Annotated in this window: 14 protein-coding genes; 8 read left to right on the forward strand and 6 right to left on the reverse strand. The window is 56.2% G+C overall.

The features are described from left to right. Window positions 1-227 precede the first annotated feature (227 nt). Window positions 228-467, forward strand: a complete 240-nt coding sequence (locus B145_RS0105970; RefSeq protein ID WP_018605885.1) for a hypothetical protein — start codon at window positions 228-230, stop codon at window positions 465-467. Between the two features lie 78 nt (window positions 468-545). Here B145_RS0105970 and B145_RS0105975 read toward each other — a convergent pair whose 3' ends face one another. The 3 genes from B145_RS0105975 to B145_RS0105985 all read right to left on the reverse strand — a co-directional run bounded on the left by B145_RS0105975 (window position 546) and on the right by B145_RS0105985 (window position 4042). Further along, window positions 546-893 carry a YajD family HNH nuclease gene (locus B145_RS0105975; RefSeq protein WP_018605887.1) on the reverse strand — a complete coding sequence of 116 codons (348 nt, stop codon included), beginning with the start codon at window positions 891-893 and terminating at the stop codon, window positions 546-548. A 237-nt stretch (window positions 894-1130) separates the two neighbouring features. Continuing rightward, window positions 1131-1643 (reverse strand): M48 metallopeptidase family protein, encoded by a 513-nt coding sequence (locus B145_RS0105980; RefSeq protein WP_018605888.1) that lies wholly within the window; start codon window positions 1641-1643, stop codon window positions 1131-1133. 107 nt (window positions 1644-1750) lie between these two features. Then, a complete protein-coding gene (locus tag B145_RS0105985) occupies window positions 1751-4042 on the reverse strand; it encodes a M30 family zinc metallopeptidase (RefSeq protein ID WP_018605891.1) in 2292 nt (763 codons plus the stop codon). Between the two features lie 352 nt (window positions 4043-4394). Between B145_RS0105985 and B145_RS0105990 the strand changes: the two genes are divergently transcribed. Next, window positions 4395-5549: a metallophosphoesterase gene (locus B145_RS0105990; protein ID WP_018605894.1), complete on the forward strand. Its 1155-nt coding sequence runs from the start codon at window positions 4395-4397 to the stop codon at window positions 5547-5549. Between the two features lie 128 nt (window positions 5550-5677). Further along, window positions 5678-6352: an energy-coupling factor ABC transporter permease gene (locus B145_RS0105995; protein WP_018605896.1), complete on the forward strand. Its 675-nt coding sequence runs from the start codon at window positions 5678-5680 to the stop codon at window positions 6350-6352. A gap of 25 nt (window positions 6353-6377) precedes the next feature. Here the strand turns inward: B145_RS0105995 and B145_RS0106000 are convergent, their stop codons facing one another. Next, complete coding sequence (locus B145_RS0106000; protein WP_018605897.1) at window positions 6378-7364, reverse strand: bile acid:sodium symporter family protein; 987 nt, start codon at window positions 7362-7364, stop codon at window positions 6378-6380. A gap of 76 nt (window positions 7365-7440) precedes the next feature. Here B145_RS0106000 and B145_RS0106005 point away from each other — a divergent pair, with 76 nt between their 5' ends. From B145_RS0106005 to B145_RS0106025, 4 genes are all read left to right on the forward strand, one after another. Continuing rightward, window positions 7441-8250, forward strand: a complete 810-nt coding sequence (locus tag B145_RS0106005) for an AraC family transcriptional regulator (RefSeq protein ID WP_026258872.1) — start codon at window positions 7441-7443, stop codon at window positions 8248-8250. A 194-nt stretch (window positions 8251-8444) separates the two neighbouring features. Further along, complete coding sequence (locus tag B145_RS0106015; protein WP_018605903.1) at window positions 8445-9161, forward strand: site-2 protease family protein; 717 nt, start codon at window positions 8445-8447, stop codon at window positions 9159-9161. Window positions 9162-9378: 217 nt separating this feature from the next. Further along, a complete protein-coding gene (locus tag B145_RS0106020) occupies window positions 9379-11037 on the forward strand; it encodes a fatty acid--CoA ligase (protein ID WP_018605904.1) in 1659 nt (552 codons plus the stop codon). 50 nt (window positions 11038-11087) lie between these two features. Next, window positions 11088-11534, forward strand: coding sequence for a YqaA family protein (locus B145_RS0106025; protein ID WP_018605905.1), 447 nt, complete (start codon window positions 11088-11090; stop codon window positions 11532-11534). 2 nt (window positions 11535-11536) lie between these two features. Here B145_RS0106025 and B145_RS0106030 read toward each other — a convergent pair whose 3' ends face one another. Then, window positions 11537-12661, reverse strand: coding sequence for a hypothetical protein (locus B145_RS0106030; RefSeq protein ID WP_169558540.1), 1125 nt, complete (start codon window positions 12659-12661; stop codon window positions 11537-11539). Between the two features lie 646 nt (window positions 12662-13307). Between B145_RS0106030 and B145_RS0106035 the strand changes: the two genes are divergently transcribed. Beyond that, complete coding sequence (locus B145_RS0106035) at window positions 13308-16181, forward strand: adenosylcobalamin-dependent ribonucleoside-diphosphate reductase (protein ID WP_018605907.1); 2874 nt, start codon at window positions 13308-13310, stop codon at window positions 16179-16181. Between the two features lie 192 nt (window positions 16182-16373). Here B145_RS0106035 and fusA read toward each other — a convergent pair whose 3' ends face one another. Beyond that, complete coding sequence (gene fusA / locus B145_RS0106040) at window positions 16374-18422, reverse strand: elongation factor G (RefSeq protein WP_018605908.1); 2049 nt, start codon at window positions 18420-18422, stop codon at window positions 16374-16376. Window positions 18423-18489 lie beyond the last annotated feature (67 nt).

The following is an 18489-nucleotide window of genomic DNA, read 5'->3' on the forward strand; positions in this document are numbered from 1 at the left end:
CTTTGTATCAAATATTAAGTTGATGTGTGAGATCAATGCGGGGCCTCCAGCGTGCGTGCAATGTGTTCAAAGCGTTTAGCCCCAACCCTGATTGACGGACACCTCTCCACATTCGCCACACGACCAGCCCATCAATAAAACTAATTTATCCATCAAAATAACTCTTGTCTTAGCATGGTTTTCGCTGCACACTTGACTTAGGACAACACTTGTTCTTGGAGGATGTGATGGCGCACGAAGAACTCACCAAATTGCCGGGCGGGATGTTGCGGTACAGCTATGTGCTGGATGACAACGAAACCAAAGCGGTTGAGGTATTCGCCCTGGCAGATGTCGCAACCCCCTACAAACAACGCTTCCTGGACGAAATCCACGAGCAGGACTGGATCGTCGATTACGGCTGCAATCTCCAGGATCGGCCCTATAAGGCTGACTTTTTCATTTGCACCACTGACGCAGCCTGGTAGAGCCCCGCACACCAAACACCAGTACGCGGCGGATTGCCACTAACAAAGCGCCAGCCCTGTGACAGATGGGGGCGGCCCTTATTTGCCGAGCAAATCCTTAAGATTGGCAAACGCCTTGAAGCTGGCTGCCTCTGTGCTGGCCTCTTGCCCGCCGCCCGCCTGGGAGTCCAGATAACGGGCATGCTCGTTTTCGTGGCAATAGATACACAACAATTCCCAATTACTCCCATCAGGCGGGTTGTTATCGTGGTTATGATCCCGGTGATGCACGGTAAGCTGCTGTAGATTGGCGTGGGTGAATTCACGAGCGCAACGCGTACACACCCACGGATACAACTTGAGCGCCCGCGCCCGGTAATCCCCTTCCCGCGCCAATGCGTCACGCCGGGCTTGCGCTACAACTGCATCAAGACGTTTGTTATCCATTCCTTCTCCTTGAGGCGTGATTTTCACCCGCATGCGCGAGTCTGTTGATCGTAGTGATCACTCAGGCACAAAGAACCTCACACGAAAAGAAGCCTTTTGCCTGAACACCCGACATAAATTGAACACCAATCGGGATTTCTAGAAAGCAGATTAGCTCAATATCAGCGAGATGAACATGGCTGAATTCACTACTTCTTTCTGAACCTCATGCAATATCATAAAGATCTCTCGCACCCGCTAAGCCCATAAGGCCAGACCCGTGGCATCCAACCAACACAGGTAGGCACGTAAATCAAACTCCAACTGATGGTAATCGGATTCCATATGGCAGCAGAGCTGATAGAAGGCTTTGTCATGATCACGCTCCTTCAGATGCGCCAATTCGTGCACCACGATCATGCGCAGAAATTCCTCAGGCATATCACGAAACAAGCTCGCCACCCGAATTTCCCGCTTGGCCTTGAGCCGGTTGCCCTGCACCCGCGATATCGTAGTATGCGTACCCAAAGCGTTGCGAACGATATGGATCGTGTTGTCGTAACACACTTTGGAGATGGGGGCCGCACCGCGCAAGAACTGGCTTTTGAACTCTAGCACATAGTCATACAATGCCCGTTCGTTACGCACTGCATGCGCATGCGGATAACGCTTGTGCAGCATGGGCCCAAGTTTCTTGCTGGCGATCAGTTCCTGAACCTGTTCTTGCAAACTCAACGGATACCCCGCCAGATACTCAAGCCCCTGCGCCATCACAAACCTTCCGCTACAAAAACATCAACTATACGCGCAACCATACAATCGAAAAAAGGCCATCCCGCAAATGCGAAGATGGCCTTTTGGAGCTGACTTGCTACGGCTTACTTGATGATCACGGTCAGGATAGTATTAGCAGGCACTACCACGCCGGTACGGGCATAGGTCGTCTTGCCGCTCGCCACCGTATCCTTCTGATAGGTATGGGTCGTTGCGCTGAACGAGCTTCCCACGCTGGTTGCTGTCGCCGGAATCACATATGCATAACCACTCAAATCCACCGCGGCCAAGGTGTAACCACCATCAATCTTGGCAGGGAAACCATAGCCACCGCCCACGAAATCGCTTGTACCCAACGCAGAGAAGATGGTGGCACCATAACGTGCGTACTCGTCGGCAAAACCTACACCATTGTTGGACTTGATCAGCCCATCCAAACAATCATAACTGGTCTTGCCTGTAACGCCATCCTGGCAGGTCGTCACCAATTGCTTGAAGATCGACAGGCCATACCGACGATTGAGGAAGCCACCAAAAGACCCACCCAACGCATAGGAGTTATTGGTCAGAGTCCCCCAGTTCACATAGCTCACCCCGCCACCAGATTGCATGTAGTTAGGGGCACGAGCAGTTTGAGTCGGATTGTACCCACTCACCACCGCCTGTGTAATGATGTCTTCGGCCATCATTGCTGTTGTTTCTTCCAGCCAGGTATCATGGTCTGTACCACGTAAAACCAGACGCTGATAGAAGTTGGTCATGTGCATGGCTTCATGCAACAAGGAAGACTTGGTGTATTTGGCGCCGCTAACCCTATAGCAGTTGGCATCAATGAAAAACACCAGGGCCTCGTTGGACTTGGTTGAATAACCCCATCTCGTCCAAGAACTCTGCAATACGTTGTTTGCGTTTGAGAAGTACCCGCACCAATTCAAGGTTCCTGTCTTGTTAATTAGAACGACATTAACGTCTTGCAGATTTGCACCATCCTGAATCAAATCAGCAGAATTAGTTGATGTGGCAGTACTTCCCCAAACATCCCCCACCAAGGCATTCATACGTGCAAGGCCACTGGTTGAGGCACCACAGAACATGCTGACCATATCGCTGATGTTTGCGTCCGTAACCATGGAAGCAGCATTCGGATCGCGCCAGAAGACCACATTACGCCCCGAGGGCAAGCTGCAGGTAGCCACAGCCGTCGTTGCGTAAGACACCGGAGAACTCGAACTGTCCATGGTATCCATCCACGAACGACTTGTGCCCAGAGACGGAGTAGGCATTACAGCCTTGGGAAGACTGCGAATTGCCATATTGGCATTGGCTGTTGCAATAGACTTGCTCTTGAGCAGATCAACAACTTCCTTGTTCCGCTGCATGACCAGTGCATGCCCTTGCTCGCGGTTCTGTTCAAGAGACAGAGTACGCAGGAGATTGGCGTTAGCCGGTTGAGCAGTCATCGCAACATTGGCGGCAGTGCCCATGGCAGGCACAGTCGTTGCAGCGTTGTTGCCGTTGGAAAACAGCAAGGTCACCTGTTTGCCAGCCGAAACCCCGGCAATGTTAATATTGACGCTGGCATTGGAAGCCGCAGTGTTGTTGTAACGCCAGACCCCTGTACCGCTACCGCTATACTGCGTTGGGCTGGTTGCCCCGCAGTTTGTTCCTGTGCAATCAACGGTCAGCGCGTTGGCTGTAGCGGCCACGACACCGACTGTGGCAGTGCTGGTCTTGGTCAGGCCTGTGGTGCTGTTCACAGTCAGTGTGACCGTATAGTTGCCCACGGCAGAATAGCTATGCGACACACTTGTACCGCTGCCAGTCGTGTTATCGCCAAAATTCCAGGCATAGGTCAAGGCAGCATTTGTCGAATCTGTTGCCGAACCAGTGAAAGTAACTGTCTGTCCGACGTTGGCGGTAGATAGCGATGCCGAAATCGTAGGCGTGCTCAGCACTTCCTTGGCAACCACAGTCACAGATTTTGTGCTGCTTGCAGAAAGGCTTGCCGTATTGCTTGCTGTAGCAGTAACGGTATACGTACCAGCATTGGTAAAGGTGTGATTCACGCTCTGCCCGGTCACCGTAGCCGTGTTGTCGCCAAAAGACCAGTTGTAGGTCAGCGACAATCCAGCCGGATCGGTACTGGTTGCGGAGAACGCGACCGAGTCCCCCGCCGCCGGAGCGCTTTGCCCGACGGTAATTGCAGGCGCAGAAGGTGCCTGTTGTGTCTGCCCACCACTACTGGTAGTACCAGCGCTTGAGCTGGATGTGCCGCCGCCACCGCCGCCTCCACCACCACAGGCAGACACCAATGCCAATACACTCAACCCCAGGGCTGTACGCACAACAATTTGGCGCAATACACCCTGCTGTTGAAACGAATTCAGAAGAATCATTTCTAGCACTTTCTTAGTTCTTGATTAATGACTGGTCAAACCACTGCATGCATGCAGATAGCCAACCATTCCCCGGGCACAATTGTAAAGACTTGTAACTTTATTCCCAAACACAATTTGACAAGGACTCGGCATTAAGTAGGTATGGGCCTCAGTTTCTCCGACAAAAGGCATAGATTCCGGCGCAAACGACAGGGCATTTTGAGAATCGTAAAAAACCGCTATGTGATTGATCGATTGGCAATTACAGCCAAACATCTTCATCCCTGCCATGTTGTTCCAAATGCGCTCTTGAAACGGTTCAGCTTGCACCCACCTAGGACTCACCAGGTTAACAACAAGCACTTGCCCGATGGTTCGTTCAATCCGCATCACAATTCTGCTGCTGTGCGTACTGTCTGTACTGGCACTCCTGCATGCTTACATCGGTATGCACGTGGTGGCGGATCTTGGCTTGCCGCACGGGGCAAGCATGTTGGCCTGGGGTGGGCTGATCATGTCCTGTTTGCTGATTCCTGCAGGGATGCTGACCCGCCTGTTTGAAGATCACCCGCTTGCAGACGCGCTGGCCTGGCTGGGCATGAGCACCATGGGGCTGTTTTCATCCTTGCTGGTGCTCACCTTTATACGGGACATGGCCTTGCTGGTGGCCGACTGGCTGGATTACCACTCGGTCGGCTTGCTCACCGATACAGCAATCGCCGTCCCCCTCCTGGCCGTGCTCGCCACCCTGCTGGGGATGCTCAATGCACGGCGCTTGGCCCAGGTGGTAGACGTAGAGGTTCCACTCAAAGGCTTGCCTGCTGCGCTGGAGGGTTTCAAGATCGCCCAGATCAGTGATATCCATGTCGGCCCCACCATCAAGCGGGATTACCTCATGCGTATTGTTGAACGTGTCAATACACTCGGGGCGGATATGGTGGCCATCACGGGGGATCTGGTCGATGGCAGCGTGGCAGAACTGACCGAACATACCGCGCCGCTCGCCCTGTTGCGGGCGCGACACGGCACGTTCTTTGTCACAGGTAACCACGAGTATTACGCCAACGCGCCTGCATGGATCGAGGAAATCCGTCGCCTGGGGCTGCGTGTGCTGATCAATGAACACGTGCTGCTGGATCACGATGGCCAAAAAGTTGTCGTGGCGGGGGTAACCGACTACACAGCGCATCAATTCGACTCCAGTCACCGCAGCGACCCGCACGCCGCCATGGCTGGGGCTCCTGCCGATGCTGGCGCCAAGCTTTTGCTGGCGCATCAGCCACGCTCGGCAACTGCTGCCGCTGCGGCAGGCTTCGATCTGCAGCTATCTGGCCACACCCACGGTGGGCAATTCCTGCCCTGGAACCTGTTCGTACCGCTGCAGCAACCCTTTATCGCCGGACTGCACAGATTGCAGAACCTATGGGTCTATGTCAGCCGGGGTACGGGTTACTGGGGACCACCCAAACGCCTGGGAGCCCCATCGGAAATTACTTGTCTGCGCTTGGTCAGCGCTGGTTCGTGAACATGATGCCCCATTGCACCAATCACATTCCTTTGTCATAATCAATCTAAAACATCATTTTTAAAGTGGTTTTCGCCACGTAAACAGCCATTCCTTTCAACGCAGGATAGGGGCAGAATTGGCGCATCATGAATTTCGATGCATCCACCTTCCCTGCTGACCTGTTACTGCTCGCTGGCCTGCCTGTCATCCTGTGGCTGGGCTGGGCCTCGTTGCGGATAGCATGGCGAGAATTGCTGCTCACTCCGCTCTGGCACCGCTGGGCAGGTGGCGTACTGGTCGTCTGCCTGCTCTGGCGCCTGCACGGGCAGTTGGGAACAGGGCTGGATCTGCACCTTCTGGGCGCCACCCTGGTCACGCTGACCTATGGCCTCCCGCTCGGCAGTCTGTGTCTCATCCTTGGCGCTACGCTGGCTTACGCCACAGGCCCCCACATGGCCTGGACGGCACTGCCCTTGAATCTTCTGCTGGGCGCCCTGCTGCCCGCCCTGATCACCACGGCTGTACAAAGCTTGGCGCGACGGCATCTGCCCGCCAACTACTTCGTGTATCTATTCATCAACGCCTGCCTGGCAGCCGCCTTGGGGGTAATTGCAGTTGGGGTGCTTGCTACCACATTGTTGGCAGGATTCGGCACACAACCCCTGGATTGGTTACTGGACAACTACCTGCCCTACTACCTGCTGATGGGGTTCTCCGAGGCCTGGCTCACCGGGGCTGCCATCGCCCTGATGGTGATCTGGCTGCCCGGCTGGGTCGCATCCTTTGATGACGACGCCTACCTGCGCAAACCCAAATCCTGAAAAATCCAGGCGTCACCAGCGTTGCTCACACCTTTGCCGCAGCCGCCACATAGCGGCGCGCCAACATGGCGCAGACAAAGAGTTGGATCTGGTGATACAGCATGATCGGCAACACGATCACCCCGAGCGTGGGGCTGGCGCCAAAGAGCAACTTGGCCATGGGCACACCAGAGGCCAAGGTCTTTTTTGACCCACAAAAGACCGCCGTAATTTCATCTTCATGCGAAAAACCGAATGCCCGTGCGGTCAAGCGCGTCAACTGCAACACCACGAGCAGGAATAGTGCAGCCCCCATCGCCACTTCGGCCAGCATCAGCAAACCGTGCTTCACCCACAGGCCACCCGCTACCGAATCGCTGAACGAGGAAAACACCAGCAGCAGGATCACACAGCGGTCAAACACATTGGTGTAGCGCTTGTATGTGGCAAACCACTTGCCCCAGACCGGGCGGATCACCTGCCCCAGCACAAAGGGGAGCAAGAGCATGATCGCAATCTTGAGCATCGCCTCACCAACTGGCAGGCTGCCACCTGAGGCGCCAAACTGAAAGCTGACCAGCATGGGGGTGATGAAAATGCCCAACAGGGATGACAAGGTGGCATTAAACACCGCCGCTGGCACATTCCCTCCGGCAGCAGCCGTCATTGCCACGGAAGAAGAGATGGTGGAAGGCAAGGCACACAGATAGAAAAAGCCTGCCATCAGATCAGGCGACAACCAATGCCCCACCAGCAGATTCAAGCCCCACCACAGCAGGGGGAATACCCCGAAGGTAAAGACCTGCACAACGCAATGCAGTCGCCAGTTCAAGAAGCCCGCGCGCAGGCTCTCGGTACTCAGCGCCACCCCATGCAGGAAAAACACCAGAAAAATCCCTGCATCACTCAAGCTATCCGCATGGATCAGCCCACCGCTGCGCCCCACATCAGGGAAAAAAGACGCTGCAATCACAGACAGGATCATCCCGCCCAGAAACCAGTCCTTGGCCAAGCGTTTCAGTAAATCTTGCATGGTTCATTCACTCTATTGCACTTGACCTAAGCTATATCCAAACCCAGACTACCGTCTAACGCCAAAAAGCCAGATCATGCAGCAAAACAGACAACCATCCGTTATCCGTTCCCTACCAGAATACCGGAGCCTGCCTCGCCCCGTGGTAGCCCGCGCAGAATTGCTTCACCCTGGCACGCTGACGCCGTGGCACCGGCACGATTGGTGGCAACTCACCTACGCCCTGAGCGGCGTGCTGGAGCTGGAAACCGCCACCGGCAGCTTCATGGCCCCACCTCAACGGGCCATCTGGATTCCCCCCGGCACAGAGCACAAGGCCACCAATACCGCCCCCACAGAAATGCGCAGTCTCTACATCGATTCCACACTCATGCAGACCGCGCCATCACGCTGCCGGGTTGTCAGTATTACTCCGCTGGCACGCGAACTCATCGTGGCAACCTGCTTACTCCCGCCTGATTATAATGAACAAGCTGCGGCGGGGCGCCTGATTGGTGTACTGGTCGACCAACTGCTGCAACTCCCAGAAGTTGCGTTCAACCTGCCAATGCCCACCGATCCCCGGCTGACGCGCATCTGCGCCGCCTTACAGGCCACGCCAGACGACACCCGGGACATGGTAGCCTGGGGCAAGGAGGCCGGCTTGAGCGAGCGATCCCTGGCGCGGCTGTTCAAACAGCAAACAGGCCTGAGCTTTGGGGACTGGCGCCAACGGCTACGCCTGCTTCTGGCGCTGGCGGCCCTTGAGCGTGGCGAGCGCGTCACCCACGTTGCCCTGGATTCCGGCTACGCCTCCCCTTCGGCCTTCATTGCGGCCTTCCGTCGCAACTTTGGCATGACCCCGATGGAGATGTTCAGCCCCCGCCACCATACGGCAAGCACCTGATTTCTGGTCAAATTTCCCGACGGAACGACTTTTGTCGGCAGTATCACCGCCAAGAGACCCAGCCTGTTCGCCATGCTTGGCGTACTTGTTGCCAAGGGTGGTAAGCTGATGCTGGTTGCACTCGTTGGCATGGGAGCCGGAGCGCACAAACTTTTCAGCCGTAAAAAACCAAACGAATTCGATACGAAACAGTCATGATCAAACTCCTTTTGCTGCTTTTGAGTGGTGCCAAATTCGGAAAGCTTCTGACCACGGGCGGCACCATGCTGCTCTCCGTCGTAGCCTATGCCTGGATTTACGGCTGGCGCTATGCAGCAGGTTTTGTGTTCCTCATGTTCTGTCATGAAATGGGCCACTACATCGCCGCCCGTCAACGCGGGCTGGCGGTTGGATTGCCCACCTTCATCCCGTTCGTGGGAGCCTGGATACAACTAGGCAGCCACCCCCACAATGCAGAGACCGAGGCTTATGTCGGTATCATGGGACCGCTGGCAGGTACCCTTGCAACCGTGCTCTGCTATTTCTGGGCTCGCAACGAGGGGAGCCAATTGCTGCTGGCGATTTCCTACTCGGGCTTCTTTCTGAATCTGTTCAACCTGATCCCCTCACCACCTTTCGATGGGGGTTATGTCACAGCCGCCATCTCACGTCGCATCTGGTTTGTAGGCGTGCCTGTCATGATCGGGTTGTTCCTGTGGCGGCCAAGCCCCGTGCTGATCCTCATCGTACTGCTGGCGGCCCCACAAGTCATGCGGGCGATCAAGAACCGTGAAGAAGATCAACAGTATTACAACATCCCCTTGAACAAGCGCCTCGAATATGCAGCACTCTATATCGGCCTACTAGCTTACCTGGGCGTCATGACGCAGCAGGTACATGACCTGCTGCGACAACCATTGCTCCAGTCATAACAAGGCACTTGCCACACACGCAGCAAAGTACAAAGGGCCCAGGGTCCTACAATGCGCTGATGACTCTTTGCGCCCACCACATGGTTCTGCGAGCACCACCTCACCCACCGCAGATCGTAACATTTCTACCCCGTTGATCTCAGGAAAACCGCCAATCCCCTACTCATGGGTAAAATGGCGGGCATAACCATCACACCAAAACAATGAGACAAACTTCATGCCCGTCAAGCTCGTCCAATCTACGCCTTCCGCCTATGCCTATCCCTTGCTGATCAAGCAACTGCTGCACACGCCACTGGCCTTTGCAGCAGAACAGGAAATCACCTACCAAGGCAAGATTCGCTACACTTACGCGGATCTACGGCGGCGTATCGGCCAACTGGCAAGTGCCTTGGGCAATCTGGGCGTAGAGGCGGGGCACACCGTGGCGATGATGGACTGGGACAGCCACCGCTATCTTGAATGCTTCTTCGCCGTACCTATGATGGGCGCGATCCTGCAGACTGTGAATGTGCGCCTGTCCAGCGAGCAGATTCTCTACACGCTCAACCATGCCCAAGCCGAAGTCTTGCTGGTCAACCGCGAATTCCTGCCGATTTTGGCTGCGATTGCCACGCGCCTGGAAACCGTGCGTACCTTTGTGCTGATCAACGATGATGGCCCCGTCGAGGCAACACCCGTCAGTTTTTCTGCCGAATATGAATCCATGCTCGCCCAGGCGGGCAGCGATTACGACTTCCCGGACTTTGACGAAAACGCCCAGGCCACCACTTTCTACACCACTGGTACCACGGGTAGCCCCAAGGGCGTGTACTTCAGCCACCGGCAATTGGTCATGCATACCCTTTCAGTGGCGGCAGCCATGGGGGGTTCCCCTGTGCATGGGCGTTTGCACAGGGAAGACGTCTATATGCCGGTGACCCCGATGTTCCATGTGCATGCCTGGGGCTTCCCGTATATTGCCACCATGATGGGCCTCAAACAGGTCTATCCCGGTAAATATATGCCTGAAACATTGCTGCGCCTCATCCGCGAAGAGAAGGTCACATTCTCGCACTGTGTTCCCACCATCCTGCAAATGCTGCTGACCCATGTGCATTCGACACAGACCGATCTTTCAGGTTGGAAAATCGTGATCGGCGGCTCTGCCATGTCACAAGCATTGGCGCAGGCAGCGCTCAAACGTGGGGTGGATGTATTTACTGGCTATGGTTTATCTGAAACCTGCCCGGTGCTCACCCTGGCGCATCTGCATAGCAGTGATCTGGAAGCAGGCCTGGAGGAACAGGCAACCCTGCGTTGCAAGACCGGCCTGCCCTTGCCACTGGTGGACCTGCGCATTGTCGACGCCCAGATGCGAAACGTCGCCCGCGACGGCCTTGCCACGGGTGAATTGGTGGTGCGTAGCCCCTGGCTGACCCAAGGCTATCTGGGTGCGCCACAAGCCTCTGAAGAACTTTGGGCCGGGGGCTACCTGCATACGCAGGACATTGGCAATGTCGATTCCCGTGGCTACATCAAGATCACGGACCGCATCAAGGATGTGATCAAGACCGCCGGAGAATGGACATCCTCGCTGGAAATCGAAAATCTCGTCAGCCGCCACGAAGCCGTGCATGAAGTGGCGGTAATCGGGATTCCCGATGAAAAATGGGGAGAACGCCCGTTGGCACTGGTCGTACTCAAGCCGGAACTCGAAGGCAAAATCACCGAGCATGCCATCCGCAACTTTGCTGCCCACCTAATCGAAACAACGGGCGTTTCGCGTCATGGCGTGTTGCTACAGGTCAATTTCGTCAAGGCCCTGCTCAAGACTAGTGTAGGCAAAATCAACAAACGCGAAATGCGCGAAGCGCGCGCCATACCTAAAGCATAAGCGGTGAGAGACGTGCGCAGATGCCCAGGCTCGTCCATCGGTGAGCCTTCATGAATACTCTCTCGGCATGTCTGAGCCTATTCTTTGCCGCGTTTGTTGCGGCAACACTGCTGCCCACGTCTTCTGAAGCCTTGCTGGCAGCATTGCTTGCCAGCGCCCAGTATCCGGTCTGGCTTTTGCTGCTGGTGGCAAGCCTGGGCAACACCTTGGGCTCGGTGGTCAACTGGCTGTTGGGCCGGGGGCTGATCCGCTTTCAGCATAAGCGCTGGTTTCCCATCAAGGCAGCCGCCCTTGAGCGAGCAACGCAAAGATTCCAACGCTGGGGCATCTGGTGCCTGCTGCTTGCATGGCTACCCATTATCGGCGACCCGCTCACACTCGTAGCGGGTGTGCTACGCGTGCGTTTTCTGCCTTTCCTGAGCCTGGTACTGCTCGGGAAAACCACCCGCTATCTGGTCATCGCCGCGCTGACGGGCTGGCTCATGCCAATCAAATAATTCTACTGCAAGGTCGAATTACTGATTTGTGGGGAACCTGACCCTTGGTAGAAAATACCTGGATAACCCGAAGTCTCAAATCTCTTACTCGGATTGCTGTTCAGCTTCGAATTGCTGATCGATAGCGTTCCGCTCAGATCATTGCTGACAAAGAAGATCGCACCGCCCCCTTCATTGGCCGTATTGTTGTTGATCTGGTTGCCGCACAGGCTCAATTGAAAGGTGTTGCCATCGTTATAGATCGCGCCACCACTACCACCACCGGGTGTGCCATTGCGAGCCGGGTTGGCACCATTGCCCACGGCGGTGTTGTAGGAAAACAGGCTGTTGTACACTGAGCATGACACGCCGATACTGCTCAAGGCCCCACCATTGGAACAGGAATTCCCTAAATCTGCCCTGCCGCCAAAAGTGGAATGCACAACGTACAAAGGCTTGCCCTGGTACTGGTCAAAAGCCCGGATCGCGGCCCCGCCCACATCAGGCCCAGTTGCATCACATTGATTGTTGAAAAAACGGCTGTTGACAACCTTGAGTCGCCCGCCACGCGCCCAGATCGCCCCACCGCCATCCGGCGTCATGCCTTTGGAATTGGCGTTCATAAAGGTGAGGTTTTGCACCGTCAGTTGAGGGGTGTCCTGATTATCGCAGTGCGAAGTTGTCCACACCAGTGAGGAATCACACGTGTTCATATACAGGATTCGCGTACTGCCACCACCACTGAGCGTAACCTTGCCGCCCCCATCGATCACCACTTTGGCCGTTGTGTTGTTATAGACCTTGGCAGGCTGATTCAGGGTGATCGTAACCGGGTCAGCACCACAGTTGAACGTAATCACGCCCCCTTTGGCAACAGCCTGCACCACCGCATCCCCGGTGCAACTGGCAGGGGTGCCGCTACCAATGATGGTGGTCGGGCTGGAGACATCTTCGGCCCCCGCCTCGCCGGGCACCGTGCAAAACCCGGCAGAATTGCCTGCCGCCGGATAGTTGTCGGTAAAAGCCACACCACCCGATGAAGCACTGCCGCCACTTGAGCTGGATGCACTGGCAGCACCACTGCTGCCCCCTCCACCACAAGCGACAAGCAGACACAAAGACAACACAGACGCCGCCATGTTTTTCATAGAATCCCCGTTACAGCAATATGAAATATTTCACATGAAGGTAGCCGCCCCATGCGCAAGTGGTCAAGAAATGCGCAGATATTTGCGACGAACGTAAGGCGCCTCCGATCCACTCAAAATTTAGACCAATAGCATATATCTACCATAAGATGCTTTAACTGGCCGCAGCAAGGCGCGCATTTTTGCAGGGCTTTTGCCAGATACGTTCATACAGGCGAGCGCAATGGCACATACGTGCAAAAACCTCATTCCCTTACAGGTTTTTGTCAGATCGCAACCGTTTATCTGCGTCCAAACACTTTGACGAGCGGCCCGTTTTATAGACTTGACTTTCTACGCACACAACGCAGTTTTTGTGCACACACCAAGCAAGCAATCCCACAAGAAAATTGCAGGTATTTAAGGCATGCCCCTTTGGCCGCACCCAAAAAATCGTGACGTCTGTCGGATGAATTTTCGTGCCAGATCTTGCCAGGCAAGCGATTCAGCCATGTCAAGCCCTTTTCGGGGAAATTGCCTGTATGTAGTCAGGTTTGACAAGCGGGGTACTAGATGTAGTATCCTCGCTTCACTTCGAGATATATCCGCCCCCGCGACCTGCGAGGGGCAGCCTTCCAAAAAAACGTAACACACGGGAGTACGATCAATGGACGACACGATCCGCGACGAGGCCGTTTTGACCCTGAGAGACCAAGAAATTTCTGGCGAAGTGCTGTTGGAGAAATACGCCAAGGGCAATGAAGCCTCGGTAACGGATGTCCGCCGCCGCGTGGCACGCGCCTTGGCCGCCAAGGAAACCGAAGAACGCCGCGCACACTGGGAGGCTCGCTTTGCCGAAGCCCAGGAGGCTGGCTTCATCCCCGGCGGGCGCATCAACTCTGCAGCAGGCACCTCGCTGGCCGCCACGCTGATCAACTGCTTCGTGCAGCCGGTTGGCGACTCGATTACCGAAGAAGTGGATGACCGCCCTGGCATCTACACCGCACTCTCCCACGCTGCCGAAACCATGCGTCGTGGCGGGGGTGTCGGTTATGACTTCTCCAGCATCCGCCCCTCCGGCGCACAGGTCCGTGGCACCCAAAGCCGTGCCTCCGGCCCGGTGAGCTACATGCGCGTGTTCGACCGCAGCTGCGAGACCGTGGAATCCGCTGGTGCCCGCCGTGGCGCGCAGATGGGTGTACTGCGCTGCGACCACCCGGATATCGAAGCCTTCATCCACGCCAAGGACGAAGGCGATCTGTCCAACTTCAACATCTCAGTCGGGGTGAGCGACCTGTTCATGAAGGCCGTGGAAGCCGATAGTGACATCGAACTGGTGCATCGCGCCGAACCAGCAGCCGACCTCAAAACCAGCGGCGCCTATCAGCGCGAGGATGGACTGTGGGTCTATCGCAAGGTGCGCGCCCGTGATCTGTGGGACCAGGTCATGCGTTCCACCTACGATCATGCCGAACCGGGCATCCTGTTCCTGGATCGCATGAATAAGGACAACAACCTCAATTACTGCGAAACCATTGAGGCCACCAACCCCTGCGCAGAACAGCCCCTGCCACCGTATGGCTGCTGCTGCCTGGGTTCGATCAACCTGACCCGCTTCGTCAAGCACCCCTTCACCAAAAAGGCCAAGTTCGACGACGTGGCCTTCGGCAAAGTAGTCGCCACCTCCACCCGCATGCTGGATAACGTGCTGGACGCCACCGCTTGGCCGCTGCAACAGCAGGCCCAGGAGGCCGCCAACAAGCGTCGCGTGGGTCTGGGCTTTACCGGCCTGGGTGACACACTGATCATGCTGCGTTTGCGCTACGACACCAAGGAAGCCCGCGCCATGGCCACGCACATCAGCGAAGTGATGCGCGATTCCGCCTATCTGGCATCGGTGGAACTAGCCAAGGAACGCGGCCCCTTCCCGCTGTTCAATGCTGATCTGTACCTGTCGGGTGGCAACTTTGCCTCCCGCCTGCCCCTGGAGATCAAGGAGCAGATCCGCAAGCACGGCATCCGTAACTCCCACCTGTTGTCGATCGCGCCCACCGGCACCATCTCGCTGGCCTTCGCCGATAACGCCTCCAACGGGATTGAGCCGCCCTTCTCCTGGACCTACACCCGCAAGAAGCGCATGGTGGACGGTACCCACAAGGAATATGCGGTCGAAGACTACGCATGGCGCCTCTACAAGCACCTGGGCGGGGACACCAACAAACTGCCCGCCTACTTTGTGACCGCCCTGGAGCTTTCCGCCCAGGCTCACAAGGACATGGTAGCAGCGGTAGCCCCGTGTATCGACACTGCCATCTCCAAGACCGTCAACGTGCCGGAAGACTACCCCTACGAGGACTTTGAAGACCTCTACATGACGGCCTGGAAAGCAGGCCTGAAGGGGCTGGCCACCTATCGGCCCAACAGCGTGCTCGGCTCGGTACTCTCGGTTACCCCCAGCACCCCGGCGCCAGAAGACAAGAAGACCCCGCACGATGTACAGGTGAGCGATGCCAACCGACGCCTCACAATTCCCAATCTGCCCGCCCCTGTGCTGACCAGCCTGCGTTGGCCGGGCCGCCCGGACATGCCCAATGGCAATCTGTCCTGGACCTACATGCTCAACAGCCCGCAAGGCAGCTTCGCCATCTTTGTTGGTCAGGCAGAAGAAGACAAGGCCAATCACCGCCCCGGCCTGCCCTTTGAAGTATGGGTCAACGGCGCAGACCAGCCGCGTGGCCTCGGCGCTGTCGCCAAGACCTTGTCGATGGACATGCGTTCCAACGACCATGCCTGGCTCAAGCTCAAACTGGATATGCTGGCCCACACCGTGGGCGAATCCTCCTTCGAGCTGCCCTTCCCGCCGCATGGCGAACACAAGCGCGTACCCGGTGTTGTGGCTGCATTCGCCCAGATCGTGCGTTACCGTTGTGAATCTCTTGGCACCTTCGAGCAGGAAGGCAACACCCCCGTTCGGGACGCCGTGTTCAGTGTGGCCGAACCCAAGACCGGTGCGGATGGCACCCTGTCCTGGACAGTGGACATCCAGAACCCGGCCACCAACGAAGACTTCGTGCTGGGCCTGAAGGAAATCACCATGCCGGATGGCATGACTCGCCCCTACTCCATGTGGCTCTCGGGCAACTATCCGCGTGCACTGGATGGACTCTCCCGTCTGCTCTCACTGGACATGCGCGTGGTCGACCCGGCCTGGATCGGCATGAAGTTGCGCAAGCTGCTGAACTACCCGGAACCTCTGGGCGATTTCATGGCCTTCGTGCCCGGCACGCGTCGCCAGCAAAACTGGCCCAGCACGGTCGCCTACATGGCCCGCCTGATCATCCACCGCTACGCCATGCTCGGCGTACTGAACGAGGAAGGCTACCCGATGCGCGAAATGGGCATCCTGGAAACCCCGCGCGAAAAGGATGAACAAAAGCTCATGCAAGGCTCTGCCTGCCCGGAATGCGGCAACCACACCATGATCCGCAAGGATGGCTGCGATTTCTGCACCGCCTGCGGCGCAGTGGGAACCTGCGGGTGATACCCGCTGGTTCATTGTGAGTTGCAGTGATGTGAGCTACATCATATCGTGCGCATAGCTTTGACTGTCAGGCTCCTCTGGAACCTGACAGTCAGTTGGCAAAGCCGCATAGAGGGTGCCCAGCAAGGCTCCACCACCACACAAAAAACAGCCCTTGGTTTGCGCCAAGGGCTGTTTGTGCTTTGGCTCGAATTATTCCTCTTCTTTTGGCCGATATGCAGCCATCAACTGCTGCTGCACATTGGGGGGGGCAGCCTCGTAACTAGCCATTTCGAGCGTATAACTCCCCTGCCCGCCAGTGATGGATTTCAGCCTGTTCTGGAAGTCCCCCAATTCAGCCAAAGGCGCCTTGGCGTTGATGGAGACCATGCCGCTTCGGCCTGTGTCGGTATTGGTGACTTGGCCCCGGCGCAAGGAAATCTCGCCAGACACGTCACCAATGGTGTAATCGGGTACGGTGATTTCCAAATTGACCAGCGGTTCAAGCACAATAGGCCGGGCATTTTTCACGGCTTCGAGAAATGCCTTTTTCCCGGCGGTGACAAAAGCGATTTCCTTGCCATCTACAGGATGAGTCTTGCCATCATAGACAGTGACTTCCACGTCCTGCACCGGAAAACCCGCAATCGCCCCGGCGGTGAGCACCTCACGCACGCCTTTCTCGACAGCAGGAATGAATACACCGGGGATGGCACCGCCCTTCACCTCATCCTTGAAACGGAAGCCGCTACCACGCGACAAAGGTGCAATACGTAGGAAGACTTCGCCAAACTGGCCCGCGCCACCGCTCTGCTTTTTATGCCGATGGTGTCCTTCGGCTGCAGAGGAAATCGTCTCACGATAGGGAATGGTGGGTGGATGGCTGTCGACTTCCAGCTTGTATTGCGCACGCATACGCTCCATGATGCGTCCCAGATGCAGCTCGCCCTGCCCTCTAATGACAACTTCATGAGTCGTTGGATCACTTTCTACGAATAGGCCAGGGTCTTCAATCGCCATGCGGTGGAGGATTTCCACCAGCTTCTGCTCTTCGCCCCGGCGTTTGACGCGCACGGCCAAACCATACACGGCATGAGGTAAGGAAAGCGGTTTGAAGTGTATGACAGAGTCTTCTGGCGCATCATGCAGAACGGAGTCAAAACAAAGTTCTTCAATCTTGGTCAGCGCACAGATTTCCCCTGGCCCAGCGCTATTGATCGGCAACAACTGCTTGCCTTGCAAGGCGTACAGGTGCGCAACCCGAAAGGGTTTGCGCCCCTCACCCACGTAGAGCATGCTATCTGGTGTGATCGTACCCTGAAGCACACGGGCGGTAGCAATCTTGCCCATGTACGGGTCAACTTCGAGCTTGAAAACATGGGCAATCACATGATCGCCTGGCTTGTGGGTGGCATTGAATGCTTCGGCTTCTTCGGCCTTGCCGGAAAACCACTTTTCAAACAGCGGGGGGTTGCCTTCCAGCGGATTGGGTGCAAGACGTGTAATGAAGTCGGTCAGCTCACGCAACCCGACTCCGGTACGTGCGGAAACAAACAGGATCGGCACCAGATGGCCTTCACGCAGCGAGCGTTCGAATGCGTCATGCAAGGCATCAGGTTCGATTTCCTCTCCATTGAGGTAGCGATCCATCAAGGCTTCATCCACCTCGACAATCTGCTCGACAATGGCGCGATGTGCTTCTTCTATGCTCGAAAAATCCGTCGCCCCGCCATCGAAATTAAAGAAGCAATCGACCACTCTGCTGGCACCGTCGGCAGGTAGATTGATAGGCAGACATTCCCGGCCAAAGGCTGATTGCAGCTCCTCCACCACGGCGGCCAGATCAATTCGCTCGGCATCAATGCGATTGACTACAAGCATTCGGCATAACTTGCGTGTCTGTGCCCACAGCATGGCGCGCGACGCACTGATCTCAATACCATTCTGAGGATTGATGACAGTGGCAATGGTTTCCACCGCATCCAACGCAGTCATGGCCTGCCCGGCAAAATCTGGAAAACCTGGGGTGTCGAGTACCTGAATTTTGACCTCACCCTGCAAGAACTGGGCGACGGCCAACTTGGCGGAGTGCTGATGTTCCTTTTCCAGGGCATCGTAATCGCACACCGTGCTGCCCTTTTCTACACTGCCTGCTTGTGGGATGGCTCCTGCAAGCGCAAGCAGGTTTTCAACCAGGGTCGTTTTGCCTGCTCCGGCATGACCCAAGAACGCTAAGGTACGGATGTTCTCAACTACAGGCATAGCGGAGTCTCCTCTTGTGGTGTTCTAAGAATGACACTACACCTACCAAGACAGCAGGGCAATTGCC

It is taken from the genome of Uliginosibacterium gangwonense DSM 18521, assembly GCF_000373965.1.
Lineage (GTDB): Bacteria > Pseudomonadota > Gammaproteobacteria > Burkholderiales > Rhodocyclaceae > Uliginosibacterium > Uliginosibacterium gangwonense.

Bases quoted from the DNA above. Each gene is read 5' to 3' on its own strand.
- B145_RS0105995 (WP_018605896.1), top strand. From the start codon at position 5,678: ATGAATTTCGATGCATCCACCTTCCCTGCTGACCTGTTACTGCTCGCT.
- B145_RS0105980 (WP_018605888.1), bottom strand. From the start codon at position 1,643: ATGGCGCAGGGGCTTGAGTATCTGGCGGGGTATCCGTTGAGTTTGCAA.
- B145_RS0106015 (WP_018605903.1), top strand. From the start codon at position 8,445: ATGATCAAACTCCTTTTGCTGCTTTTGAGTGGTGCCAAATTCGGAAAG.
- B145_RS0106000 (WP_018605897.1), bottom strand. From the start codon at position 7,364: ATGCAAGATTTACTGAAACGCTTGGCCAAGGACTGGTTTCTGGGCGGG.
- fusA (WP_018605908.1), bottom strand. From the start codon at position 18,422: ATGCCTGTAGTTGAGAACATCCGTACCTTAGCGTTCTTGGGTCATGCC.
- B145_RS0106025 (WP_018605905.1), top strand. From the start codon at position 11,088: ATGAATACTCTCTCGGCATGTCTGAGCCTATTCTTTGCCGCGTTTGTT.
- B145_RS0106005 (WP_026258872.1), top strand. From the start codon at position 7,441: ATGCAGCAAAACAGACAACCATCCGTTATCCGTTCCCTACCAGAATAC.
- B145_RS0105975 (WP_018605887.1), bottom strand. From the start codon at position 893: ATGGATAACAAACGTCTTGATGCAGTTGTAGCGCAAGCCCGGCGTGAC.
- B145_RS0106030 (WP_169558540.1), bottom strand. From the start codon at position 12,661: ATGAAAAACATGGCGGCGTCTGTGTTGTCTTTGTGTCTGCTTGTCGCT.
- B145_RS0105970 (WP_018605885.1), top strand. From the start codon at position 228: ATGGCGCACGAAGAACTCACCAAATTGCCGGGCGGGATGTTGCGGTAC.
- B145_RS0105985 (WP_018605891.1), bottom strand. From the start codon at position 4,042: ATGATTCTTCTGAATTCGTTTCAACAGCAGGGTGTATTGCGCCAAATT.
- B145_RS0106020 (WP_018605904.1), top strand. From the start codon at position 9,379: ATGCCCGTCAAGCTCGTCCAATCTACGCCTTCCGCCTATGCCTATCCC.
- B145_RS0106035 (WP_018605907.1), top strand. From the start codon at position 13,308: ATGGACGACACGATCCGCGACGAGGCCGTTTTGACCCTGAGAGACCAA.
- B145_RS0105990 (WP_018605894.1), top strand. From the start codon at position 4,395: ATGGTTCGTTCAATCCGCATCACAATTCTGCTGCTGTGCGTACTGTCT.